The following is a 23,389-nucleotide window of genomic DNA, read 5'->3' on the forward strand; positions in this document are numbered from 1 at the left end:
TATTCCTCGCAAAAATTAAGCTACTTCACAAAGCACTTCACCGCCAACACGATTATTTTTGGCAGCGATGTGAGTCATTACACCTTTTGAAGTTGATAAAATGGCAATACCAAAACCAGGAATTGATGACAACTCATTAAAAGGTTTGTAAACACGTAAGCCAGGTCTGCTAATACGTAAAATACGCTCGATAACAGGACGGCCGTGATAATATTTTAATTTGACTGTAAGAGTCTTGTGATTATTCTCTTCAGCTTGTACTGAGTAATCGAGAATGTAACCTTCCTCTTTCAATACGCGAGCGATTTCTTCCTTCAACTTTGATGAGTTGAGGGTTACGCTCTGATGCTTAGCCAGTTGACCATTTCTAATTCTCGTCAACATGTCAGCAATAGGATCATGCATACTCACACTTATTCTCCATAGAACCTTTGTTTACCAGCTGGACTTTCTACCACCGGTGACGTTTCCAGCAACTAATTGTTGACGCAGACAAATTCTGCACAAGCCAAATTTCCGATAGACTGCATGAGGGCGCCCACACTGCTGGCAACGCTTGTTCTGTCTAACTGGATTTGAATTAACAGGTAATTTAGCAAGTTGAGCCTGAGCGTCCATAATAACATCAAAATCATTAGATGATTTGATCAGAACTTTGAGCTCACTACGCTTTTCTCTATATTTATTTACAAGCTTTGAACGCTTTCTTTCTCGTTCGAGCATTGATGTTTTGGCCACAGTAAATACCCTTCTTAATGTTTGTCTCTGTCTTTTAATGGCAAGTTGAATGCTTCTAGCAAAGCCCTTGCTTCCTCATTCGTTTTAGCACTTGTAGTAATACAAATATCTAAGCCACGGATCCCGTCAGTTTTATCAAAATCAATCTCGGGGAAAACGATTTGTTCATGAATTCCCAGGCTATAGTTGCCTGTTCCATCGAAAGATTTGGGGTTAAGACCGCGGAAGTCTCTTACACGTGGCAAGGTAATGGTGATTAAACGATCAAGAAACTCATACATTTTTTGTTTTCTTAACGTCACTTTGCATCCAATAGGCCATCCTTCGCGGATCTTGAAGCCTGCAATAGATTTTTTTGCTTTAGTAATAACTGGCTTCTGGCCTGTAATCAGAGTCATGTCATCGACTGCATGATTCATAATTTTCTTATCGCCAACCGCTTCGCCAACACCCATATTTACTGTTATTTTAAGGATCCTGGGAACTTCCATTACGCTTTTATAGCCGAATTTCTTCATCAATGATTCGACTACATTCGATTTGTAGTGCTCTTTAAGTCTTGCCATTTCAATCACCCTGACTAAACAATATCAACTAATTCATTGTTTGATTTAAAATATCTGACTTTCTGATTCTTGCCATTCTTATCAATAAGCTTGAAACCAACTTTGTCAGCCTTTTTGGTTTGAGGATTGTACATAGCTACATTAGAGATATTAAAGGGTGCCTCTGTTGATACTATGCCGCCTGGCTGATTAATCTGCGGGTTCGGCTTTACATGCTTTTTAATCATGTTTGCCCCTTCAACCACAACGGCCACACCTAAAACCTTTTTTACTTTGCCAATATGGCCTTTACTCTTACCAGTGATAACAATTACTGTATCGCCTGATCGGATGCGCTTCATAATTAATCCCTCTTACAATACTTCTGCTGCAAGAGAGATGATTTTCATGAATCGCTCTCTCAATTCGCGTGTTACTGGACCAAAGATACGAGTCCCAATAGGCTCGTTTTGATTATTTAATAGCACTGCAGCATTGCCATCAAAACGAATCAACGAACCATCATCACGGCGGACACCTTGGCTGGTTCTAACGACAACAGCCTTCATCACCGCACCTTTCTTAACTTTACTTCGAGGTATTGCATCTTTAATGCTCACTTTGATGACATCTCCTACTCTCGCATAGCGACGATGAGATCCACCTAGCACTTTGATACACATTACCTTGCGCGCTCCGCTATTATCAGCTACATCGAGCACTGTCTGCATTTGTATCATTCTACTCTCCAGCTCTAATTTCGACCAGAAAAAGGCTGCTGATTATACCAGCCTAATTGGAATTTTAAAAGTCATTGCAAACGAATCAGGAAATAACTTCAACCAATTCCCAGCATTTTGTCTTAGAAAGAGGTCTTGTCTCTCTAATTCTGACTGTATCCCCAATTTTGCAAACCTGCTGTTCATCATGAGCATGGAGCTTTGTTCTGCGCTTCATGATTTTACCATATTTAGGATGCTTAACTGTTCTCTCTACTAATACAACAATGGTTTTTTGCATTTTGTCACTAACAACTCGTCCAACCATTATTCTTGCATTTGATTCACTATTCGACATGACTCTTTCCAACCTTTTCAGTCATAACTGTTTTTACTCTAGCAATAGTCTTTCTAACCAGACTAACCAGGTGTGTTTTTTCAAGAGAACCACTTGCTCTTTTCATACGCAAATTGAATTGCTCTTTTCGTAACTGGAGTAATTCCTCACTTAATTCCTTGATAGACAAGTTTCTCAATTCATTTAAAGTTTTCATTACATCACCTTACGTTCTTCAAACATTACCTTAAAAGGTAATTTGGCTTTTGCCAAATTGAAAGCTTCTAATGCCAGCTCTCTGGATACCCCTTCCATCTCAAACAGGATCTTTCCTGGTTGGATTTGAGCCACCCAATATTCAACACTACCTTTACCTTTACCTTGACGAACTTCAAGAGGTTTTTGTGTAATTGGTTTATCTGGGAATACACGAATCCAAATTTTTCCGCCCCGTTTAATATGGCGTGTCATGGCACGACGAGCCGCTTCAATTTGTCGAGCAGTCAAGCGACCCCGTTCAACCGCTTTTAGACCAAACTCTCCGAAGCTAACATTGGAGCCACGTTGGGCAAGACCACGGTTGCGGCCTTTCATTTGTTTACGATATTTAGTACGTTTTGGCTGTAGCATGATTATAAATCCTCACTCATTTACTGCTGTCAGCGTTACGATTCTTTTGCGGAAGAACTTCTCCCTTAAAGATCCAAACCTTAACACCGATGATACCGTAAGTTGTTTTGGCTTCAGCAGTACCATAATCAATGTCAGCACGGAATGTATGTAAAGGAACACGTCCTTCACGGTACCATTCACTTCGAGCAATTTCAGCGCCACCTAGTCGACCGCTGACACAAATTTTGATCCCTTTAGCGCCTGATTTCATTGCAGAAGTAACTGCACGTTTCATTGCTCTTCTGAACATAACACGTTGCTCGAGCTGCTGTGCAATACCTTCAGCCACCAGAGTAGAATCAAGTTCCGGTTTCTTAACTTCTTCGATATTAAGGTGTACTGGAACGCCTAACTTGGAAGAAATCTCGCTTCGCAGACCTTCTATACCGCCACCTTTCTTTCCGATAAGGATACCTGGTCTAGCTGTATGAATCGTGACTACTGCATTATTTGCAGGTCTTTCGATCTGGATACGGCTAATCGCTGCGGCATACAACTTCTTTTTCAGATCTTTTCTTAAATTAATATCTTCATTCAGGAGTTGTGCGTAATTTTTGCTGGCATACCATTTTGAATTCCAGCTTTTTACTATGCCCAAACGGATACCAATAGGATTTACTTTTTGTCCCATTCTATTATACCTCGTCAGATACTTTAATTGTAATGTGGCAAGTACGTTTGGATATACGATTCGCACGTCCTTTGGCACGAGCTCTGATACGCTTCAGTGTAGATGCTTCATCAACACAGACAACGCCTACATGCAGCTCATCGATATCTGCACCATTATTATTTTCTGCGTTTGCAATGGCTGATTCCAAAACTTTGAGCATCAGAAATGCTCCTTTTTTTGGTGTAAAACGTAAAATATCGAGCGCTTTTGATACGCTCACTTTACGAATCATGTCTGCGACTAACCGGGCTTTCTGTGCAGAAAGGGGCGCATTTTTTAATTTTGCAGTAACTTCCATCATTGCCTCTACTTACCTTTAGCCTTTCTGTCACCAGAATGGCCTTTGAATGTGCGGGTCATAGCGAATTCGCCCAATTTATGGCCAACCATGTTATCAGTGATAAACACTGGAACATGATCTTTCCCGTTATGGACAGCGATAGTTAAATCTATCATGTCAGGGGTAATGGTTGAGCGTCGTGACCAGGTTTTAATTGGTTTTTTAGACTTTGCATCAATTGCTGCTTTAACTTTGACAAGCAGATGTGGATCAATGTGTGGACCCTTTCTTATCGAGCGTGGCACGTTAATATCCTCTTAGCTAATTATTTCTTTTTACGAGATCTGACAATGAATCTATCAGTTCGTTTATTACTGCGTGTCTTATAACCTTTTGTCGGCACGCCCCAAGGAGTCACTGGATGTCTTCCGCCAGAAGTACGGCCTTCACCACCACCATGTGGGTGATCAACAGGGTTCATCGCAACCCCACGTACAGTGGGTCGGATTCCTCGCCAACGCTTGGCTCCTGCCTTACCTAAAGCACGAAGACTATGTTCGCTATTGCTAACTTCACCAATAACTGCTCTGCAAGTGGCCAATACTTTTCGCATTTCACCAGAGCGCAGTTTTAAAGTAGCATAAGCGCCTTCTTTAGCAACAATTTGTCCGCCACATCCAGCACTACGTAAGAACTGAGCACCTTTTCCAGGTTTTAATTCAACACAGTGGATAGTTGTACCAACCGGAATATTTCTTAATGGTAAAGCATTGCCCACACTGATAGGAGAATCTTCACCACTAACAACAGTTGCGCCAGCTTCTAATTGAGCAGGTGCAATAATGTACCGCCGTTCGCCATCTTTGTAAACAAGTAATGCAATTAAAGCAGATCGATTCGGATCATATTCGATGCGCTCAACTCGAGCTTCGATACCATCTTTATTGCGTTTGAAGTCAATTATACGATATTTACTGCGAACACCACCACCAATGTGTCGAACAGTAATACGTCCCTGGTTGTTTCTTCCACCAGTCTTGTTTAACTTTTCAACCAGAGCAGCGTGAGGTTGTCCTTTATGGATATGATGGTGTACAACCTTTAATTCACCGCGCTTTCCGGGTGACGTTGGTTTTGATTTTAATAATGCCATCGTCGTCTACCTTATTCTTTTACGCTAAAATCGATATCATAGTTTTCGTGTAAAGAAACAAACGCTTTTTTCCAGTCGCTTCTTTTACCAGCTAACTGGCGAAAACGCTTGGACTTGCCTTTGACATTCATTACAGAAACATTTTTGACTTTAACATTAAACAATTCCTCTACTGCTCTTTTAATCTCGTTTTTGGTGGCAGTTTTGAGAACTTTGAAAGTAAATTGCTTGTATTTTTCAGCCATCACAGTTGCTTTTTCAGATGTGTGTGGCTCTCTTAATACCATTAGTAAACGTTCTGCGTTCATTGTAGCAACTCCTCAATGCTTTTAAGTGCTTCACCTGTGATTAGTACTTTTTCAAAGCGCAGTAAACTCACGGGGTCAACTGAAGCAACGTCGCAAATGTCGAAATCAATCAGATTGCGTGAACCCAGGTACTCGTTTTCGCCAACTTCATGCATAATGATTAAAGCATTTGTCAAATCATACTCTTTCATCTTGACAATAAAGTCTTTGGTCTTGTTAGAACTGCATTGAAAGTCACTAACGACAATCAGATTCTCATTACGGATAAGCTCAGATAAGATGCTTCTTATAGCGCGCTTATACATTTTTTTGTTTAGCTTTTGGCTATAATCACGTTTCTTTGATGCAAACGTAACCCCACCCGAACGCCAAATTGGGCTGCGGATTGTACCAGCGCGTGCACGGCCAGTACCTTTTTGTCTCCAAGGCTTTCTACCGCCTCCACTCACTTCAGATCGGGTTTTCTGGGCACTGTTTCCACTGCGAGCATTATTCATAAAAGTGACTACAGCTTGATGAATTAAGCCTTCGTTGTAGTTATAATCGAACACTTGCTCATTTACACTTAATGAAGTGTTGGTATCTTTAGTAATAAGTTCCATTATTGATCCCCTGCTTTGATCTTAACTGCGGGTCGTACTTCGACTCTGGCTCCAGGGAATCCAGGAATAGCACCCTTTATCAACAGTAGATTTCGTTCAGCATCAACTCTAACCAACTCAAGGTTTTGAGTAGTGCATCTGACATTACCCATATGGCCGGCCATTTTCTTACCTTTGAACACTCGTCCTGGCGTTTGGTTCTGACCAATTGATCCAGGAACACGATGCGAAACAGAGTTACCGTGTGTTGCATCTTGCGTTCTGAAATTATGTCGTTTTACGGTACCAGCAAAGCCTTTACCCTTTGATGTACCTGTCACATCGACATATTGACCGGGAGTAAAAATTTCGGCTACTGAAATAGTCTGCCCAGCAGAAAAGCCATCAAGAGAAGTGACTCGGAATTCTCCGATCATATCTCCAGCTTCTATCTGAGCTTTTGCAAAATGACCAGTAAGCGCTTTGTTTACACGGCTTGCCTTTTTTTCACCGCCTGTTATTTGTACAGCCATATAGCCGTCAGATTCAAGCGTTTTAAGTTGAGATACACGATTTGGCGCAATTTCTATTACTGAAACAGGAATTGACTGCCCTTCTTCAGTAAAGATACGTGTCATACCAACTTTTCTGCCAATTAACCCTATCATTGTAATACCTCGTTAGTATTCCTATCTGGAACGTTATTCGTCATCCAGACTTATCTGAACATCGACACCAGCAGCCAAGTCCAGCTTCATTAATGCATCTACTGTTTTTTCAGTGGGGTGCACTATCACAACCAGGCGTTTATGGGTGCGTAACTCATACTGATCTCTAGCATCTTTGTTAACATGAGGAGAAATCAATACAGTAAATTTCTCTTTTTTAATTGGCAGTGGTATTGGCCCACGGATTTGTGCGCCAGTACGTTTTGCCGTTTCAACTATTTCACGTGTTGACGAATCAATCAAACGATGGTCAAACGATTTTAAACGAATTTTAATATTTTGATTACTCATTTTACTCACTCGATGATTTTAGCCACGACACCGGCACCAACAGTACGACCGCCTTCGCGAATAGCAAAGCGCAGACCTTCATCCATTGCAATCGGTGAATGCAGACTGACAGTCATTTGAACGTTGTCGCCTGGCATTACCATTTCAATTCCTTGTGGCAGTTCACAAGAACCTGTTACGTCTGTCGTTCTGAAGTAAAACTGAGGACGGTAACCATTGAAAAATGGAGTGTGACGGCCACCTTCATCTTTTGAAAGCACGTATACTTCGGCTTCAAATTTGGTGTGAGGCTTGATTGTACCAGGTTTTGCCAGTACTTGTCCTCTTTCTACGTCGTCTCGTTTCGTTCCTCGTAACAACACCCCTACGTTATCTCCTGCACGACCTTCGTCAAGCAGTTTACGGAACATTTCAACACCAGTACATGTGGTCTTTTGAGTATCGCGAATACCAACAATCTCAACTTCCTCACCTACTTTAACAATTCCGCTTTCAACACGGCCAGTTACTACTGTTCCACGGCCAGAAATTGAGAATACGTCTTCAATCGGTAATAAGAATGCTTTATCAATGTTACGAACTGGTTCTGGAATATAGGAGTCCATTGTCTCAACCAGTTTCTCAATCGCTGCAACACCGATATCACTTGTGTCGCCTTCCAGAGCTTTCAGCGCTGAACCAACAACAATTGGAATGTCATCACCAGGAAATTCATAGCTGCTCAGCAGGTCACGAACTTCCATCTCAACCAGTTCTAACAACTCCGCATCATCAACCATATCCGCTTTATTCAGGAATACTACAATGTATGGTACACCAACCTGGCGGGATAACAGAATATGCTCGCGAGTTTGAGGCATTGGACCATCAGCTGCTGATACTACCAGAATCGCTCCGTCCATCTGCGCAGCACCGGTAATCATGTTCTTGACATAGTCCGCGTGTCCTGGGCAATCTACGTGTGCGTAGTGGCGGTTTGCTGATTCATACTCAACATGCGCTGTAGAAATTGTAATTCCACGCTCACGCTCTTCAGGGGCTGCGTCAATCTGATCATACGCTTTCGCTGTACCACCAAATTTTTTCGCCATAATCGTTGTTATAGCTGCAGTCAGTGTGGTTTTACCGTGGTCAACGTGACCAATCGTGCCTACATTTACGTGCGGCTTCTTTCGCTCAAACTTTTCCTTCGCCATTTTCAAATAACCTCATTAACTTTTATTGTTTCTTAATAATCGCTTCAGCAATATTCATTGGTGCTTCCGCATACTTAGCGAACTCCATTGAATAGGTAGCTCGACCTTGTGTCGCGGAACGCACATCTGTGGCATACCCAAACATTTCTGCTAATGGAACTTCCGCACGAATTACCTTTCCTGCAGGAGAATCTTCCATACCCTGAACCATGCCTCTCCGGCGGTTCAAGTCTCCCATGACATCCCCCATATACTCTTCAGGGGTTACAACTTCCACACTCATTATTGGCTCAAGAAGCACGGGTTTTGCTTTTTGAGCACCTTGTCTAAAGCCCAGTGAGCCAGCAATTTTGAATGCCATTTCACTTGAATCCACTTCGTGGAATGAACCATCGAAAAGTGTGACTTTGACATCTACTACAGGGTAACCAGCAATAACACCATTTTGCATCTGCTCCTGAATTCCCTTATCTACAGCAGGAATGTATTCTTTTGGAATAACACCCCCAACAATAGCATTGACGAACTCATAGCCTGAACCTGGTTGTTGCGGCTCGATCTTCAACCATACGTGACCATATTGTCCACGGCCACCAGACTGACGAACAAATTTGCCTTCCTGCTCCACCACTGCTTTAATCGTTTCACGATAAGCAACCTGCGGTTTACCCACATTGGCTTCGACATTGAACTCCCGCTTCATACGGTCCACGATAATCTCGAGGTGTAACTCACCCATCCCCTCGATAATTGTTTGACCTGATTCTTCATCAGTATGAACACGGAAGGAAGGATCTTCCTGTGCTAGTTTACCTAAAGCTATTGACATTTTTTCCTGGTCAGCTTTGGTTCTAGGCTCCACTGCTACAGCTATTACGGGATCTGGGAAATCCATTCTTTCCAACGTAACAACATGATCTATGTCGCAAAGTGTATCGCCAGTTGTAACTGTCTTTAAACCAACAGCAGCAGCAATATCGCCAGCTTTAACTTCTTTTATCTCTTCTCTTGAGTTGGCATGCATTTGCAAAAGGCGGCCTATCCGCTCTTTTTTCCCTTTCACGGGATTATAAATGGTATCTCCACTTTTTAATACCCCTGAGTAGGTACGAAAATAGGTCAGCGTGCCCACAAAAGGATCAGTGGCAATTTTAAATGCTAACGCTGAAAATGGCTCATCATAAGATGTTTTACGATGCAGCTCATTTCCGTACTCATCAACGCCTTTAATATCAGGGATATCAATAGGTGAAGGTAAATAATCAACCACACCATCCAGAACTGCTTGAACACCCTTGTTCTTAAAGGCTGAACCGCAGAACACTGGTACAACTTCATTACTCACCGTTCGTTTACGAATGGCATGCTTAATTTCATCTTCTGTAAGCTCTTCGCCTTCCAGATATTTTTCCATCAGCTCTTCAGACGCTTCAGCTGCCGCTTCAATAATTAACGCTCGATACTCTTCACATTGCTTCATCATCTCTGCTGGGATATTCTGATAAACAAAAGACATACCTTTACTTTCTTCATCCCAGTGAATTGCTTTCATTTTGACAAGGTCAACAACTCCAATGAAAGCATCTTCCGCGCCAATTGGCATTTGGACTACTACAGGATTGGACCCAAGACGTTGTTTAATCTGAGCTACAACCCGGAGAAAATTTGCTCCCATCCTGTCCATTTTGTTTACAAAAACAATGCGTGGAACACCGTACTTATCAGACTGCCTCCACACTGTCTCAGATTGGGGCTCAACTCCTGAAACCGCATCGAACACAACGATAGCACCATCAAGAACTCGCAATGAACGCTCTACTTCGATCATGAAGTCAACGTGCCCTGGGGTATCAATAATATTGATACGGTGTCGTGGAAATTGCTTATCCATTCCTTCCCAGTAGCAAGTCGTAGCAGCAGAGGTAATTGTAATACCGCGCTCCTGCTCCTGAACCATCCAGTCCATTGTTGCAGCGCCATCATGTACTTCACCCATTTTATGCGACATTCCAGTGTAGAAAAGAACACGTTCGGTCGTGGTCGTTTTCCCTGCATCGACATGGGCAGCAATGCCGATATTTCTGTAAAGTTCTAATGGAGTAGACACGGAGTTTTCTCTCTCTGTTAATTCCAGCGAAAATGCGCAAAGGCCTGGTTAGCTTTAGCCATCCTATGAGTATCTTCACGTTTTTTAACTGCAGAGCCTTTACTTTCAAAAGCATCTAACAACTCACCTGCCAAACGCAGCATCATTCCCTTTTCGCCACGAGATCTGGCAGCCTGGACAATCCAGCGCATTCCTAATGCAATGCTTCTATCAGTACGCACTTCAACCGGAACCTGATAAGTAGCGCCACCGACACGTCTTGATCGTACTTCAACACTTGGACGAACATTATCAAGCGCTTGCTCAAAGTATTGCAGTACAGTCGTTGAGCCGCCTACGCTTCCGGCCTCACCTGACTCGTCTTCGCTCTTACGATTTTTCTTGACGCGCTCATGTAGTACGTCCAGGGCATCATAAACAATTTTCTCAGCAATGGATTTTTTTCCACTGATCATTAATACGTTGATGAATTTTGCCAACAGCTCACTATGATGCTTAGGATCAGGCAGAATTTCACGTTTGGGGACTTCTCTTCTTCTTGGCATGTCAAATTCCTACAATCAGATTATTTTTTATCTTTCGGCTTTTTAGTTCCGTATTTAGAACGACCTTGTTTACGATCATTAACACCTGATGTATCAAGGCTGCCACGCACTGTGTGATAACGAACACCAGGTAAGTCTTTAACCCGGCCGCCACGAATCAGAACCACGGAGTGTTCCTGTAAGTTGTGCCCTTCCCCACCAATGTAGGAGGTCACTTCAAAGCCGTTAGTCAATCGAACACGAGCCACCTTACGCATAGCTGAGTTAGGCTTTTTAGGTGTGGTTGTGTATACACGTGTACAAACACCTCGGCGCTGTGGACATGATTCCAAAGCAGGGACGTTACTTTTCTTTTTAGCGTCCACTCGAGGCTTTCTTACTAACTGATTAATAGTAGCCATTTATTATTAACTCCGAACTATCTCTTTTATAGTGATTTCGTATGCATAAGGAGGCCGGATTCTATTATAGTTTCAGCGGATTTGTCAAGACTTATCCACTGAAACTCCAAGCCCGGATCAATGATCATGGTTATCTGCATTAAGTGCTTCACTCAATGCATGCTCCACGTCACTGGCAGTTACCGTATGCGAGATGTGCTCAGAACCAGCTGTCTTTGCACGTTTTGCCTTGCGGCCTTGATGATAGGCATAACCTGTTCCCGCAGGAATCAGTCGACCAACCATCACGTTTTCTTTCAAGCCTCTTAAATCATCTACTTTTCCGCTAACAGCCGCTTCCGTCAACACACGCGTTGTCTCTTGGAAGGACGCAGCTGAAATAAATGATTCAGTTGCAAGAGAGGCTTTGGTGATACCTAATAAAATAGGTATTCCCATAGCAACTTGTTTCCCGTCTGCTTGCAATTTGTCATTTTCCTGCAACATGATGCTTTCTTCTACCTGTTCACCTACCAGGAATTTGGAATCACCAGAAAATGTTATCACTCGCTTACGAAGCATTTGTCTAACAATTGTCTCGATATGTTTATCGTTAATTTTCACACCCTGTAAACGGTATACATCCTGTACTTCATTAACGATATAATTTGCAAGGGCACCAACACCCAGTAAACGAAGTATGTCATGCGGGTTCAATGGTCCCTCTGCAATTACTTCACCTCGCTCGACATGCTCCCCTTCAAACACGGAGATATGACGCCATTTAGGTATCAATTCTTCATGGAAATTACTTTCAGAAGCTGTGATGATCAAGCGACGCTTACCTTTAGTTTCCTTACCAAAATTGACCAATCCGGACGTTTCTGCCATGACAGCTGCGTCTTTTGGTTTTCTGGCTTCAAACAAGTCAGCAACACGCGGTAAACCCCCGGTGATGTCGCGGGTTTTAGATCGTTCCTGTGGTATACGAGCGATAACATCCCCTACACCTACCAGACTGCCATCTTCAAAATTAATAATTGCATCAACCGGTAAGTAGTATTGAGCAGGCACATTCGTACCAGCCAGATAAATCTCATCACCGTCATCAGAAACCAATTTGACCATCGGTCTTAAATCGCGGCCTGCAGCACTTCTTTGTTTAGCGTCAATGACCACGATGTTACTTAAGCCAGTTAACTCGTCAGTCTGACGGTTCATAGTCAAACCTTCAATAAGATCGATGAACTTCAAACGACCGCTAACCTCGGAAATTACTGGATGGGTATGCGGGTCCCAGGTAGCAATAATTTCGCCAGCCTCTGCTGCCTTGTTATCATGAACAGTCAGTACCGCACCGTAAGGCAGCTTATAACGCTCACGTTCCCGTCCGAAATCATCAACAATTGACACTTCCCCTGAACGCGAAACAGCAACCAGATTTTTATTTTCGTGCGTCACCGTTTTGATGTTATGGAGTCGAATAACCCCTTTATTCTTAATTTGAATATTATTGGCAGCGGTTGCTCTGGATGCAGCTCCCCCGATGTGGAAGGTTCTCATCGTCAACTGCGTACCCGGCTCACCAATTGATTGAGCTGCAATGATACCAACAGCTTCTCCGGTGTTAACAAGATGTCCTCTGGCTAAATCACGGCCATAACATTTGGCACATAAACCAAAGCGAGTTTCACAGGTAATCGGTGAACGTACCAGAACCTGGTCAATACCATAACGTTCCAGCTTCTCAACCCAATCTTCATCAAGTAAAGTTCCCGCTGTAACAATTGCATCATTCTGATTGGGAATAAATACATCTTTAGCCACAACACGACCTAATACACGTTCGTGCAATGGCTCTACAATGTCACCACCTTCAATTAAAGGCTGCATCAAAATGCCGTTTTCAGTTCCGCAATCAATTTCGGTAATAACAACGTCCTGCGCAACATCCACTAGTCGACGTGTTAAATAACCAGAATTTGCTGTTTTTAACGCAGTATCAGCAAGACCTTTACGAGCTCCGTGAGTCGAAATAAAGTACTGGAATACGTTTAAGCCTTCCCGGAAATTTGCAGTAATAGGCGTTTCAATAATTGAGCCATCTGGCGCCGCCATCAGACCCCGCATACCAGCAAGCTGTCTTATCTGTGCCGCAGAACCCCGTGCACCAGAGTCAGCCATCATAAAGATTGGATTAAATGACTCTTGTCTTACTTTCTTACCGGTTCTATCGGTTACTTCTTCTGTTGCGATTCTCGCCATCATCGACTTGGCTACCATTTCATTGGTTCTTGACCAAATATCGATAACCTTATTATAACGCTCACCATTGGTTACCAGACCGGAACGGAACTGGGATTCAATTTCACGAACCTCATTGTCTGCCTGTGCGATAATATCTGCCTTATCTTCAGGGATTTCCATATCTTCAATACCAATGGACGCACCTGCACGTGTTGCATATTTAAAGCCGGTATACATCAACTGGTCAGCAAAAATGACGGTTTCTTTCAAACCGAATTTTCGGTAGCAGGTATCCACTACTCTTGAAATGGCCTTTTTTGTCATCGGTCTGTTAATGACAGTGAACGACATTCCTTTCGGCAATATATCTGAAAGAATGGCTCGACCAACCGTTGTATCGACCAATTGATATTGCCCTTCTTTATCTTCCGAAGGCATACGAATTTTAACTTTGGCATGAATATCAACATAGCCAGCTTCATAAAAGTTTTGTGCATCTTGCGGGCTGGCGAAAACTTTGCCTTCGCCTTTGGCATTGAGCCGCTCACGTGTTAAATAGTAAAGCCCAAGTACCACGTCCTGACTGGGAACAATGATTGGCTCACCACTCGCAGGAGAAAGGATATTATTCGTAGACATCATCAACGAACGAGCCTCCAGCTGTGCCTCAAGAGTAAGAGGTACGTGAACAGCCATCTGGTCACCGTCAAAGTCAGCGTTGTATGCTGTACAGACTAATGGGTGAAGCTGAATTGCCTTACCTTCGATTAATACAGGTTCAAAGGCCTGAATACCTAAACGGTGTAAGGTCGGTGCGCGATTAAGAAGAATCGGATGCTCGCGAATGACATCATCCAGAATATCCCATACAATCGGCTCTTCCCGCTCTACCATTTTCTTAGCGGCTTTAATCGTGGTTGCCAGGCCACGGAATTCTAATTTACTGAAGATAAACGGCTTGAATAACTCCAAGGCCATTTTCTTTGGCAATCCGCATTGATGAAGTCTGAGTGTAGGACCCACAACAATTACTGAACGACCAGAGTAGTCAACACGCTTACCAAGCAGATTCTGACGGAAACGGCCTTGCTTGCCTTTAATCATATCGGCAAGTGATTTTAATGGTCGTTTGTTAGTTCCTGTAATTGCACGTCCGCGTCTGCCATTATCAAGCAATGCATCTACAGACTCCTGAAGCATACGCTTTTCATTACGCACAATGATGTCAGGAGCATTAAGATCGAGAAGGCGCTTCAGGCGATTGTTTCTGTTAATAACGCGTCGATACAGATCGTTTAAGTCTGAAGTAGCAAAACGGCCGCCATCGAGAGGAACCAAGGGGCGCAGGTCTGGAGGTAATACAGGAAGTACATCCATGATCATCCATTCGGGTTTATTTCCTGACTCATAAAATGCTTCAAGTAATTTCAACCGTTTGGTAATTTTCTTGATCTTGGTTTCGGAATTGGTTGTCGGCAATTCTTCTCGAAGGTTTCTGATCTCTTCTTCAAGGTCGATTTGACGAAGCAGGTCGCGAATCGCTTCAGCACCCATTCGAGCGTCAAACTCATCACCATACTCTTCCATCGCCTCGAGATAGGTTTCATCATTCAGCAGTTGACCACGCTCAAGTTCGGTCATGCCTGGCTCGACTACAACAAACGCTTCAAAATAAAGAACTCTTTCAATATCACGCAGCGTCATATCAAGCAGTAATCCAATACGGGAAGGTAAGGATTTAAGAAACCAGATATGGGCAACCGGACTAGCCAGTTCAATATGGCCCATTCGCTCACGACGTACTTTTGCAAGCGCCAACTCGACACCGCATTTTTCGCAAATAACACCACGGTGTTTCAAACGTTTATATTTGCCACAGAGACATTCGTAATCTTTTACTGGGCCAAACGTTTTGGCACAAAATAATCCATCACGCTCAGGCTTGAAAGTCCGGTAGTTAATTGTCTCCGGCTTTTTCACCTCTCCGTAGGACCATGAACGAATCAGGTCAGGCGATGCTAATGCGATTTTAATTGCATCAAATTCTTCACTTTGACCCTGTTGTTTGAGAATACCAAGCAAATCACTCATTACTGGTGGTTTTCTTATCGGGTTGTTGCTTAGATCAGCCAAGTCTATGTCTCCAAAAAAATTATTAGTGAGAATTTATACGATTATTTATTAATCGTGGTTCAATTCTATATCTATACCTAATGCACGAATTTCTTTTAGTAAAACATTGAATGATTCAGGCATTCCAGGATCCATGCGATGATCCCCATCAACAATATTCTTATAAATCTTGGTTCGTCCGCCAACATCATCCGATTTAACAGTCAACATTTCCTGAAGTGTGTACGCGGCACCATAAGCCTCAAGCGCCCATACCTCCATCTCTCCAAAACGCTGACCACCGAATTGAGCTTTACCACCTAATGGTTGTTGTGTAACCAGACTGTAGGAACCTGTAGAACGCGCATGCATCTTGTCGTCAACAAGATGGTTCAACTTCAACATATACATATAGCCTACAGTTACTGGATTGTCGAATTCCTTACCAGTTCGTCCATCAATCAGAATGGTTTTGCCATCGGGCCGCAAACCAGCCAGCTCCAGCATAGACTTGATTTCTTTTTCTGTTGCTCCATCAAATACCGGAGTAGCCATAGGTACTCCTGCGCGCAGATTATCAGCCAGAATACGAATCTCATCATCATTCAAAGCATCGAGATTAACTCTTTCCATGCTGTCATGATTGTAAATTTTGTTCAGGAAAGTGCGTAACTCGGCAACTTGCTGATTGGCCTCCAGCATATTGGCGATTCGGTCGCCTAAACCCTTGGCGGCCAGGCCAAGATGCGTTTCCAGAACCTGTCCAATGTTCATACGTGAAGGAACACCCAATGGGTTCAGTACGATATCAACCGCAGTACCATCGGCCATGTAAGGCATGTCTTCAACGGGCACCACAATCGAGATTACCCCTTTATTCCCGTGACGTCCTGCCATCTTGTCGCCAGGTTGAATACGGCGTTTGACAGCAAGATAGACCTTAACAATCTTTAATACTCCAGGTGCTAAATCATCGCCCTGAATAATTTTCTTACGGTTATCATTAAAACGCTTTTCCATCTCTTTACCGAGCATCTCAAGCTGCTTGGATAACTGCTCAAGTTGCTGCGACGCAACATCTTCATCGATACGGATATCAAACCATTTTTCTCTGGGAATAGAATTTAAATAGTCAGCGGTAATCGCGCTACCCGGCTTAACACTTCCTGGGCCGCCAGTTGCATTTTTATCAATGAGCAGATTATACATACGATGATAAATATCTTCTTCACGAATCCGTCTTTCATCGATAAGGTCTTTACGAACCCTTGCCAAATGCTCATCTTCAATGCTTTTAGCTCTGTCATCTTTTTCCAGACCATCACGGGTGAACACCTGAACGTCAATAACAGTACCGTTCATTCCTGAGGGAACTCGTAAGGAAGAGTCTTTTACATCTGAAGCCTTCTCACCAAATATCGCTCTAAGCAGTTTTTCTTCTGGCGTTAATTGTGTTTCGCCTTTTGGTGTCACTTTACCAACAAGAATATCACCCGCTCCTACTTCAGCTCCGATATACACAATTCCAGATTGATCCAGATTTGCTAAAGCAGATTCACCTACGTTAGGAATATCAGCCGTTATCTCTTCTGTGCCAAGCTTGGTGTCACGAGCGATACAAGTTAATTCCTCGATATGAATGGTTGTGAATCGATCTTCCTGTACAATTCTTTCTGAAATCAGAATAGAGTCTTCAAAGTTGTAGCCGTTCCAGGGCATAAATGCGACAAGCAGATTTTGTCCCAGGGCCAACTCTCCCATATCGGTACATGGACCATCAGCAAGTATATCTCCTCGCTGAATCAGATCGCCTTTGGAAACGATTGGCCTCTGATTGATACAGGTATCCTGATTAGAACGGAAATATTTAGTCAGGTTATAAATGTCTACACCCGCTTCACCAGCCGTTGTTTCATCATCGTTAACTCTAACCACAATACGTGAAGCATCAACCAAATCAATTATACCACCACGTTTGGCAACTACAGACACTCCAGAGTCAGAAGCTACCGTTCTTTCCATTCCGGTACCTACCAGCGGCTTTTCGGAACGAAGAGTAGGAACCGCCTGACGTTGCATGTTGGAACCCATCAATGCGCGGTTCGCATCGTCATGTTCAAGGAAAGGAATCAATGAGGCCGCAACAGAAACGATTTGCTTTGGTGACACATCCATATAATTAATTTTATCAGGTGTAGTCAGTGAAAACTCATTCTGATGTCTGCATGGAACGAGATCAGCCAGAATGGTTCCGTTTTCATCTACTGGTACACTGGACTGTGCAATGTACTGATCCACTTCTTCAATTGCAGAAAGGTATTCAATATCATCGGTAACTCGACCGTCAATTACTTTTCTGCAAGGTGTCTCAATAAACCCATAATCATTTGTTCTTGCGTAAACTGACAATGAGTTAATCAAACCAATGTTTGGACCTTCAGGTGTTTCAATCGGACAGACGCGACCATAATGAGTAGTGTGAACGTCACGGACTTCAAAGCCTGCTCGCTCACGGGTAAGTCCACCTGGGCCAAGTGCTGAAACACGGCGTTTATGGGTCACTCCCGATAAGGGGTTAACCTGATCCATAAATTGCGATAACTGACTAGATCCGAAAAATTCTTTAATAGCAGCAGATACAGGCTTGGCATTGATTAAGTCCTGAGGCATAAGATTTTCAGACTCGACAAGACTTAAGCGTTCCTTGACAGCGCGCTCGACACGAACCAGACCCACACGGAATTGATTCTCTGCCATTTCACCTACACTTCGTACGCGACGATTGCCCAAATGGTCGATATCGTCAACCATGCCAATTCCATTACGTATGTCAATAAGTGTTTTAATTACCGCCAGAATATCTTCTTTTGTCAGAATACCTAGTCCAGTATCTTCTTTTCTTCCAACCCGACGGTTAAACTTCATTCGACCAACAGCAGACAGATCATAACGGTCCTCTGCGAAGAATAAGTTCTTAAATAATGCTTCGGCGGCTTCTTTAGTTGGCGGCTCGCCTGGGCGCATCATGCGATAAATTTCAACCAGCGCTTCCAGTTGACTCGTAGTTGGATCAACTTTTAGTGTATCTGATATATACGAACCATGATCGAGGTCATTTGTATAAATTAATTCAAAGCTTAAAATGCCCTGTTCTGCTAATTGATCAAGCAGTTGATCAGTGACTTCATCGTTGGCCTGAGCAAGCATTTCACCTGTACTCGTATCAATGACATTTTTTGCCAGGGTTTTGCCAATCAGATAATCTCTTGGAACAACCAGGTCCTGCATGTTGCTCTTTTCCATCAACTTGATGTGACGAGCTGTTATGCGGCGACCTTGTTCAACAATTATTTCACCACTATCAGGCAGTTTAATATCAAAGGAAGCGATTTCACCTCTTAATCTGGACGGTACCAGATTGATATGAAACTCTCCGTTTCGTAATTGGCAGATGGTGGATTCAAAAAATTCAGATAATATTTCTTCTATTTCAAAACCTAGCGCACGCAATAGAATTGTAACTGGCAGCTTGCGGCGGCGATCAATACGGACAAATACACAGTCCTTGGGATCAAATTCAAAATCAAGCCAGGAACCACGGTATGGTATAATTCGCGCAGAGTATAAAAGTTTACCTGATGAGTGCGTTTTGCCACGATCGTGCTCAAATATAACGCCAGGTGAACGATGTAACTGGGAAACGACAACCCGTTCGGTTCCGTTTACCACAAATGTACCGACATCGGTCATTAAGGGAATTTCACCCATAAATACGTCTTGTTCGCGAATGTCTTTAATTGGTTTTGGTTCGCCAGCTGCATCTTTGTCGAGTACTACAAGTCGAATCTTTACTCGTAGAGGAGCAGAATAAGTTAATCCTCGCATTTTACATTCTTTAACATCAAATGCCGGCTCACCCAACTTGTAACTTACATACTCAAGACGCGCATTTCCTGAAAAACTTACAATGGGGAATACAGATGCAAATGCAGCATGCAGGCCAGTTTTCTGTTGTATATTGGCCTTTGAATTGGCATCAAGAAAATCGGTGTATGACTTTAGCTGAATATCAAGAAGGTTGGGGATTTCCATCTTGTCAGACTGCCTCCCAAAGCTTTTGCGAAATCTTTTTTTCTCAGCATGTGAATAGTGTTGAGCTTCTGCAATTGCCATGGTAGTTCCTCTGTAAAATTATTGAGATAATCAAACGCACAAACCCAGCCATGTAAACATGGCCGGGTTATCTAAAACCAAATCAATGGTATTACTTAACTTCGATTGAAGCACCAGCTTCTTCAAGCTCTTTCTTGATAGTAGCAGCTTCGTCTTTAGAAACACCTTCTTTAACAGTAGAAGGAGCGCCTTCAACGAGGTCTTTTGCTTCTTTCAGACCCAGACCAGTGATACCACGGATAACTTTAATAACGCCTACTTTGTTAGAACCGAAACTTGTCATAACAACATCGAATTCAGTTTTTTCTTCAACAGCGGCAGCAGCGGCAGCTGGAGCAGCTACAGCAACAGCAGCAGCGGCAGCAGAAACGTTGAATTTTTTCTCCATTTCTTCGATTAAGTCTACAATTTCCATCACGGTCATGTTAGAGATAGTTTCTAAGATCTCATTTTTTGAAACAGCCATTACTAGCTCCTAAGTTTAAAATTAATAAATGTGGTTATTTTGTATCTTTAATTGCAGCAATAGTCCTAACCAATTTGGCATGAGGTTCTGCAAGTGTACGTACAAATTTTTCGACTGGCGCTTTCATCACATACATCAGCTTAGCTAATGCTTCATCACGTGTCGGCAGACTTGCTACGGCTTCCAGATGTTCTGCACCGTATACTTTTCCACCTACAGATAATGCTTTGATTTCAAGCTTATCAAATGTTTTGGCAAATTCCTTTAGCAATCTAGCTGCATCACTTGGTGCTTCAAGTGACAAAGCAATAAATAAAGGACCAACCAATTTGTCGTTCAGACAGGCAAACTCCGTTTTCTCGAAAGCACGTCGAGTTAATGTGTTTCTTACTACTCGTAAGTAAACATTGGATTTGCGTGCTTCAGAACGCAATTGGGTCATTTGATTAACAGTCAAACCACGATAATCCGCAACAACAGCAGATATAGCCTTTGAAGCAACTTCACTCACTTCGTCGACTACCGCTTTTTTTGCAGCTAATGTTATCGTCACGTTAATGACCTCCTAAGTTGATCAAATCAATAAATCGATTTGACAGTTATGGTGGCCGTCTCAGAGAGATCCCGGAGCCGGTTCACCGTCTGCGCAGGGTATTAAGCTTTCGCACCTGCGGTCTTCGACGGCATTGAACCTAGTCTATGCCGTGAAAGCTTTTAAAAGGGCGTTTATATTACACGGGTAATGATGCAATATCAATAGGCAATCCAGGTCCCATTGTAGATGATAATGTAATCTTTTTCAGATAAACGCCTTTTGAAGAAGCGGGCTTCGCCTTCTTAAGATCAACAATCAGCGCGCTTATGTTTTCGATTATATCGTCAGCGCTGAAATCTAACTTACCGACTGTACAATGAATAATTCCATTTTTATCAGTACGGTAACGAACCTGACCTGACTTCGCATCGGAAACAGCCGCTTCGACGTTAGTGGTTACTGTGCCAACTTTTGGATTTGGCATAAGTCCACGCGGACCGAGGATTTGGCCTAACTGACCAACGATTCGCATCGCATCTGGAGTTGCAATTACGACATCAAAATCCATCTCTCCAGCTTTAACTTTTTCAGCCAGATCTTCAAAACCAACAATATCCGCACCAGCATTCTTAGCTTTAGTTGCATTGTCGCCCTGCGCAAATACAGCTACTCGAACTGTTTTGCCAGTTCCCTTGGGCAGGTTGGTTGAGGTTCTGACTACCTGGTCTGATTTTCTGGGATCTACACCCAGGTTAACACTAATATCAATGCTTTCTCTGAAATTTTTACTTGCAAATTTCTTTAAGAGTTCAATTGCTTCGTGAGCGTTATAGTAGTGGTTAGGTTTAACATTTTCACGAATTTGTTGTATTTTTTTGCTTAACTTTGCCATGATCTGTCCCCTTATTCCACGCCTTCAACTTCTACGCCCATGCTTCTTGCTGTACCTGCGATAGTACGAACAGCAGCATCCAAACTGGCAGCAGTCAGATCAGGTTCTTTAGTTTTGGCAATTTCTTCAAGTTGTTCACGATTCAGGCGGCCAACTTTATTGGTGTTTGGTTTTCCGCTACCACTGGCAATACCAGCTTTCTTCTTGATTAGTACAGAAGCAGGAGGCGTTTTGGTAATAAACGTAAAACTGCGATCACTATATACAGTAATGACAACTGGAGTTGGCAAGCCTGGTTCCATATTCTGTGTAGCCGCATTAAATGCCTTACAGAATTCCATGATGTTCACACCGCGCTGACCTAATGCAGGGCCGACTGGTGGACTTGGATTTGCTTTACCCGCAGGTATTTGTAGCTTTACATAAGCTTCGACTTTTTTTGCCATTATTTACTCCTATGTGGGTCAACGCTAACACTAATTCGGCATTAGCTCCCCGGTTGGTGTTATCAGGTTTTTTCGACCTGGCTAAACTCAAGCTCGACAGGTGTAGAGCGTCCAAAGATCAGAACGGCCACTCTTAATTTGTTTTTCTCATAGTTAACTTCTTCTACCACACCATTGAAATCAACAAACGGACCTTCTTTGACGCGAACTACTTCACCTGGTTCGAACAGGATTTTGGGTTTCGGCTTGGTCACGCCATCTTCAACCCTTTGCAAGATAGCTCTTGCTTCTTTATCTGAAATTGGTGTCGGCTTTTGGTTGGCATCCCCTTTTGCAGTGCCACCAAGGAAACCAAGGACTCGAGGTATTGCTCGAATCATATGCCACGTGGAATCCTCCATAACCATGTTAACTAAAACATAACCTGGAAAAAACTTTCTTGTGCTCTTACGCTTCTGTCCGGCGCGCATTTCTACGACTTCTTCGGAAGGAACAACTACTTCGCCAATTTTTTCTTCAAGATTTTGATGAAGTGCGCGTGCTTTTATCTCACGCATAACGAAATTTTCATAGCCTGAATAGGCATGAACTACATACCACTGTTTTGATTTCTGTTCTTCCACTATTGTCAGCCCAAATGTGTTATTTTTGCGATTGCCCACATCATTATTGAATCAATTCCCCAGAGAATAAATCCAGTTGCTGCAACCATGATCATAACTATTGAGGTAGTTTGCACAGTTTCTTGACGTGTAGGCCAAACTACTTTTTGAAGTTCAATTTTTGCTTCCTGTGCGAATGCAAAAACTTGCTGTCCTTTATTGGTAAAAAAACCTATTACGAATATGCTAACTAGCCAACCAATCCAAATCATAACTTTGATTGGAGATGAAACAGTATAGTAATAAGTACAAAAAAAGGCTGCTATAGTTACTAACAGCATTCCTGTCCATAAAACAATTTCTTTAACGCTTAGGTTTGTTTTCATCACAATCACGCTTTTGGTAGTTGGCAGGCCAGGAGGGAATCGAACCCCCAACCTGCGGTTTTGGAGACCGCCGCTCTGCCAATTGAGCTACTGGCCTAACTCCTTACTTCTTGGTGTGAGAACTATTGTTCTCACACCATTTTACTCTTTACTCGATAATTTTTGCTACGACACCGGCACCGACAGTACGACCGCCTTCGCGAATAGCAAAGCGCAGACCTTCATCCATTGCAATCGGTGAATGCAGACTGACAGTCATTTGAACGTTGTCGCCTGG

28 protein-coding genes, 1 tRNA gene and 1 pseudogene are annotated in these 23,389 nt (G+C 42.9%); all 30 read right to left on the minus strand.

Annotation, left to right across the window (positions count from 1 at the left end):
* Positions 1–15: 15 nt before the first annotated feature.
* Positions 16–411, minus strand: coding sequence for a 30S ribosomal protein S8 (rpsH, locus tag E1O89_RS12110; RefSeq protein WP_112220492.1), 396 nt, complete (start codon positions 409–411; stop codon positions 16–18).
* Positions 412–435: 24 nt separating this feature from the next.
* Positions 436–738 carry a 30S ribosomal protein S14 gene (gene rpsN / locus E1O89_RS12115; RefSeq protein WP_058507945.1) on the minus strand — a complete coding sequence of 101 codons (303 nt, stop codon included), beginning with the start codon at positions 736–738 and terminating at the stop codon, positions 436–438.
* A gap of 14 nt (positions 739–752) precedes the next feature.
* Complete coding sequence (gene rplE / locus E1O89_RS12120; RefSeq protein WP_112220493.1) at positions 753–1,304, minus strand: 50S ribosomal protein L5; 552 nt, start codon at positions 1,302–1,304, stop codon at positions 753–755.
* A gap of 14 nt (positions 1,305–1,318) precedes the next feature.
* Positions 1,319–1,648, minus strand: coding sequence for a 50S ribosomal protein L24 (rplX, locus tag E1O89_RS12125; RefSeq protein WP_233013022.1), 330 nt, complete (start codon positions 1,646–1,648; stop codon positions 1,319–1,321).
* 9 nt (positions 1,649–1,657) lie between these two features.
* The gene (gene rplN, locus E1O89_RS12130) at positions 1,658–2,023 is read right to left on the minus strand and encodes a 50S ribosomal protein L14 (RefSeq protein ID WP_028388517.1); all 366 of its coding nucleotides are present in this window, start codon (positions 2,021–2,023) and stop codon (positions 1,658–1,660) included.
* 85 nt (positions 2,024–2,108) lie between these two features.
* On the minus strand, positions 2,109–2,360 hold the full coding sequence (gene rpsQ / locus E1O89_RS12135; protein WP_058507942.1) for a 30S ribosomal protein S17: 252 nt from the start codon (positions 2,358–2,360) through the stop codon (positions 2,109–2,111).
* Positions 2,350–2,556: a 50S ribosomal protein L29 gene (gene rpmC / locus E1O89_RS12140; protein WP_112220494.1), complete on the minus strand. Its 207-nt coding sequence runs from the start codon at positions 2,554–2,556 to the stop codon at positions 2,350–2,352. The genes rpsQ and rpmC overlap by 11 nt, the downstream gene beginning before the upstream one ends.
* The gene (gene rplP / locus E1O89_RS12145) at positions 2,556–2,969 is read right to left on the minus strand and encodes a 50S ribosomal protein L16 (RefSeq protein ID WP_058507940.1); all 414 of its coding nucleotides are present in this window, start codon (positions 2,967–2,969) and stop codon (positions 2,556–2,558) included. The genes rpmC and rplP overlap by 1 nt, the downstream gene beginning before the upstream one ends.
* A gap of 16 nt (positions 2,970–2,985) precedes the next feature.
* Positions 2,986–3,642 carry a 30S ribosomal protein S3 gene (gene rpsC / locus E1O89_RS12150; protein WP_058507939.1) on the minus strand — a complete coding sequence of 219 codons (657 nt, stop codon included), beginning with the start codon at positions 3,640–3,642 and terminating at the stop codon, positions 2,986–2,988.
* 4 nt (positions 3,643–3,646) lie between these two features.
* A complete protein-coding gene (gene rplV / locus E1O89_RS12155; protein WP_112220506.1) occupies positions 3,647–3,982 on the minus strand; it encodes a 50S ribosomal protein L22 in 336 nt (111 codons plus the stop codon).
* A gap of 8 nt (positions 3,983–3,990) precedes the next feature.
* A complete protein-coding gene (rpsS, locus tag E1O89_RS12160; protein ID WP_058507937.1) occupies positions 3,991–4,269 on the minus strand; it encodes a 30S ribosomal protein S19 in 279 nt (92 codons plus the stop codon).
* Between the two features lie 20 nt (positions 4,270–4,289).
* A complete protein-coding gene (rplB, locus tag E1O89_RS12165) occupies positions 4,290–5,117 on the minus strand; it encodes a 50S ribosomal protein L2 (RefSeq protein ID WP_112220495.1) in 828 nt (275 codons plus the stop codon).
* An 11-nt stretch (positions 5,118–5,128) separates the two neighbouring features.
* Positions 5,129–5,425, minus strand: a complete 297-nt coding sequence (gene rplW / locus E1O89_RS12170) for a 50S ribosomal protein L23 (protein WP_112220496.1) — start codon at positions 5,423–5,425, stop codon at positions 5,129–5,131.
* Positions 5,422–6,027 (minus strand): 50S ribosomal protein L4, encoded by a 606-nt coding sequence (rplD, locus tag E1O89_RS12175; RefSeq protein ID WP_112220497.1) that lies wholly within the window; start codon positions 6,025–6,027, stop codon positions 5,422–5,424. Before rplD ends, rplW begins: the two co-directional genes overlap by 4 nt.
* Positions 6,027–6,674: a 50S ribosomal protein L3 gene (gene rplC / locus E1O89_RS12180; protein WP_058507933.1), complete on the minus strand. Its 648-nt coding sequence runs from the start codon at positions 6,672–6,674 to the stop codon at positions 6,027–6,029. Before rplC ends, rplD begins: the two co-directional genes overlap by 1 nt.
* A gap of 33 nt (positions 6,675–6,707) precedes the next feature.
* Complete coding sequence (gene rpsJ, locus E1O89_RS12185; RefSeq protein ID WP_058507932.1) at positions 6,708–7,025, minus strand: 30S ribosomal protein S10; 318 nt, start codon at positions 7,023–7,025, stop codon at positions 6,708–6,710.
* 5 nt (positions 7,026–7,030) lie between these two features.
* Positions 7,031–8,221, minus strand: coding sequence for an elongation factor Tu (tuf, locus tag E1O89_RS12190; RefSeq protein WP_112220499.1), 1,191 nt, complete (start codon positions 8,219–8,221; stop codon positions 7,031–7,033).
* A 22-nt stretch (positions 8,222–8,243) separates the two neighbouring features.
* Positions 8,244–10,328, minus strand: a complete 2,085-nt coding sequence (fusA, locus tag E1O89_RS12195; RefSeq protein WP_112220500.1) for an elongation factor G — start codon at positions 10,326–10,328, stop codon at positions 8,244–8,246.
* Positions 10,329–10,345: 17 nt separating this feature from the next.
* On the minus strand, positions 10,346–10,873 hold the full coding sequence (rpsG, locus tag E1O89_RS12200; RefSeq protein WP_112220501.1) for a 30S ribosomal protein S7: 528 nt from the start codon (positions 10,871–10,873) through the stop codon (positions 10,346–10,348).
* A 20-nt stretch (positions 10,874–10,893) separates the two neighbouring features.
* Entirely contained in the window at positions 10,894–11,274 is a 381-nt protein-coding gene (rpsL, locus tag E1O89_RS12205; RefSeq protein ID WP_045098305.1) for a 30S ribosomal protein S12, read from the minus strand.
* Positions 11,275–11,391: 117 nt separating this feature from the next.
* Complete coding sequence (rpoC, locus tag E1O89_RS12210; protein ID WP_165483148.1) at positions 11,392–15,591, minus strand: DNA-directed RNA polymerase subunit beta'; 4,200 nt, start codon at positions 15,589–15,591, stop codon at positions 11,392–11,394.
* A gap of 90 nt (positions 15,592–15,681) precedes the next feature.
* Positions 15,682–19,785 (minus strand): DNA-directed RNA polymerase subunit beta, encoded by a 4,104-nt coding sequence (rpoB, locus tag E1O89_RS12215; protein ID WP_133140381.1) that lies wholly within the window; start codon positions 19,783–19,785, stop codon positions 15,682–15,684.
* A 91-nt stretch (positions 19,786–19,876) separates the two neighbouring features.
* Positions 19,877–20,251 carry a 50S ribosomal protein L7/L12 gene (gene rplL, locus E1O89_RS12220; protein WP_058508192.1) on the minus strand — a complete coding sequence of 125 codons (375 nt, stop codon included), beginning with the start codon at positions 20,249–20,251 and terminating at the stop codon, positions 19,877–19,879.
* A 34-nt stretch (positions 20,252–20,285) separates the two neighbouring features.
* The gene (gene rplJ, locus E1O89_RS12225; RefSeq protein WP_112220503.1) at positions 20,286–20,804 is read right to left on the minus strand and encodes a 50S ribosomal protein L10; all 519 of its coding nucleotides are present in this window, start codon (positions 20,802–20,804) and stop codon (positions 20,286–20,288) included.
* A 178-nt stretch (positions 20,805–20,982) separates the two neighbouring features.
* On the minus strand, positions 20,983–21,678 hold the full coding sequence (gene rplA, locus E1O89_RS12230; RefSeq protein WP_112220504.1) for a 50S ribosomal protein L1: 696 nt from the start codon (positions 21,676–21,678) through the stop codon (positions 20,983–20,985).
* 11 nt (positions 21,679–21,689) lie between these two features.
* Positions 21,690–22,124: a 50S ribosomal protein L11 gene (gene rplK, locus E1O89_RS12235; protein ID WP_058508189.1), complete on the minus strand. Its 435-nt coding sequence runs from the start codon at positions 22,122–22,124 to the stop codon at positions 21,690–21,692.
* A gap of 62 nt (positions 22,125–22,186) precedes the next feature.
* Complete coding sequence (gene nusG / locus E1O89_RS12240; protein WP_187347039.1) at positions 22,187–22,750, minus strand: transcription termination/antitermination protein NusG; 564 nt, start codon at positions 22,748–22,750, stop codon at positions 22,187–22,189.
* A gap of 2 nt (positions 22,751–22,752) precedes the next feature.
* Positions 22,753–23,112: a preprotein translocase subunit SecE gene (gene secE, locus E1O89_RS12245; protein WP_058508188.1), complete on the minus strand. Its 360-nt coding sequence runs from the start codon at positions 23,110–23,112 to the stop codon at positions 22,753–22,755.
* A 21-nt stretch (positions 23,113–23,133) separates the two neighbouring features.
* Positions 23,134–23,209, minus strand: a tRNA-Trp gene (locus E1O89_RS12250).
* A 51-nt stretch (positions 23,210–23,260) separates the two neighbouring features.
* Positions 23,261–23,389 (minus strand): annotated as a pseudogene (gene tuf / locus E1O89_RS12255) (elongation factor Tu); the annotation flags it as partial.

Origin of the sequence: Legionella genomosp. 1 (assembly GCF_900640215.1) — a bacterium.
GTDB classification, from domain to species: domain Bacteria; phylum Pseudomonadota; class Gammaproteobacteria; order Legionellales; family Legionellaceae; genus Legionella_C; species Legionella_C quinlivanii_A.

Bases quoted from the DNA above. Each gene is read 5' to 3' on its own strand.
- rpsL (WP_045098305.1), bottom strand. From the start codon at position 11,274: ATGGCTACTATTAATCAGTTAGTAAGAAAGCCTCGAGTGGACGCTAAA.
- rpsQ (WP_058507942.1), bottom strand. From the start codon at position 2,360: ATGTCGAATAGTGAATCAAATGCAAGAATAATGGTTGGACGAGTTGTT.
- rplL (WP_058508192.1), bottom strand. From the start codon at position 20,251: ATGGCTGTTTCAAAAAATGAGATCTTAGAAACTATCTCTAACATGACC.
- rpsG (WP_112220501.1), bottom strand. From the start codon at position 10,873: ATGCCAAGAAGAAGAGAAGTCCCCAAACGTGAAATTCTGCCTGATCCT.
- tuf (WP_112220499.1), bottom strand. From the start codon at position 8,221: ATGGCGAAGGAAAAGTTTGAGCGAAAGAAGCCGCACGTAAATGTAGGC.
- rplC (WP_058507933.1), bottom strand. From the start codon at position 6,674: ATGATAGGGTTAATTGGCAGAAAAGTTGGTATGACACGTATCTTTACT.
- secE (WP_058508188.1), bottom strand. From the start codon at position 23,112: ATGAAAACAAACCTAAGCGTTAAAGAAATTGTTTTATGGACAGGAATG.
- rpmC (WP_112220494.1), bottom strand. From the start codon at position 2,556: ATGAAAACTTTAAATGAATTGAGAAACTTGTCTATCAAGGAATTAAGT.
- rplP (WP_058507940.1), bottom strand. From the start codon at position 2,969: ATGCTACAGCCAAAACGTACTAAATATCGTAAACAAATGAAAGGCCGC.
- rpoC (WP_165483148.1), bottom strand. From the start codon at position 15,591: ATGAGTGATTTGCTTGGTATTCTCAAACAACAGGGTCAAAGTGAAGAA.
- rplN (WP_028388517.1), bottom strand. From the start codon at position 2,023: ATGATACAAATGCAGACAGTGCTCGATGTAGCTGATAATAGCGGAGCG.
- rpsC (WP_058507939.1), bottom strand. From the start codon at position 3,642: ATGGGACAAAAAGTAAATCCTATTGGTATCCGTTTGGGCATAGTAAAA.
- rpsJ (WP_058507932.1), bottom strand. From the start codon at position 7,025: ATGAGTAATCAAAATATTAAAATTCGTTTAAAATCGTTTGACCATCGT.
- rplW (WP_112220496.1), bottom strand. From the start codon at position 5,425: ATGAACGCAGAACGTTTACTAATGGTATTAAGAGAGCCACACACATCT.
- rplA (WP_112220504.1), bottom strand. From the start codon at position 21,678: ATGGCAAAGTTAAGCAAAAAAATACAACAAATTCGTGAAAATGTTAAA.
- rpoB (WP_133140381.1), bottom strand. From the start codon at position 19,785: ATGGCAATTGCAGAAGCTCAACACTATTCACATGCTGAGAAAAAAAGA.
- rplV (WP_112220506.1), bottom strand. From the start codon at position 3,982: ATGGAAGTTACTGCAAAATTAAAAAATGCGCCCCTTTCTGCACAGAAA.
- rplD (WP_112220497.1), bottom strand. From the start codon at position 6,027: ATGGAACTTATTACTAAAGATACCAACACTTCATTAAGTGTAAATGAG.
- rplB (WP_112220495.1), bottom strand. From the start codon at position 5,117: ATGGCATTATTAAAATCAAAACCAACGTCACCCGGAAAGCGCGGTGAA.
- rplK (WP_058508189.1), bottom strand. From the start codon at position 22,124: ATGGCAAAAAAAGTCGAAGCTTATGTAAAGCTACAAATACCTGCGGGT.
- rplE (WP_112220493.1), bottom strand. From the start codon at position 1,304: ATGGCAAGACTTAAAGAGCACTACAAATCGAATGTAGTCGAATCATTG.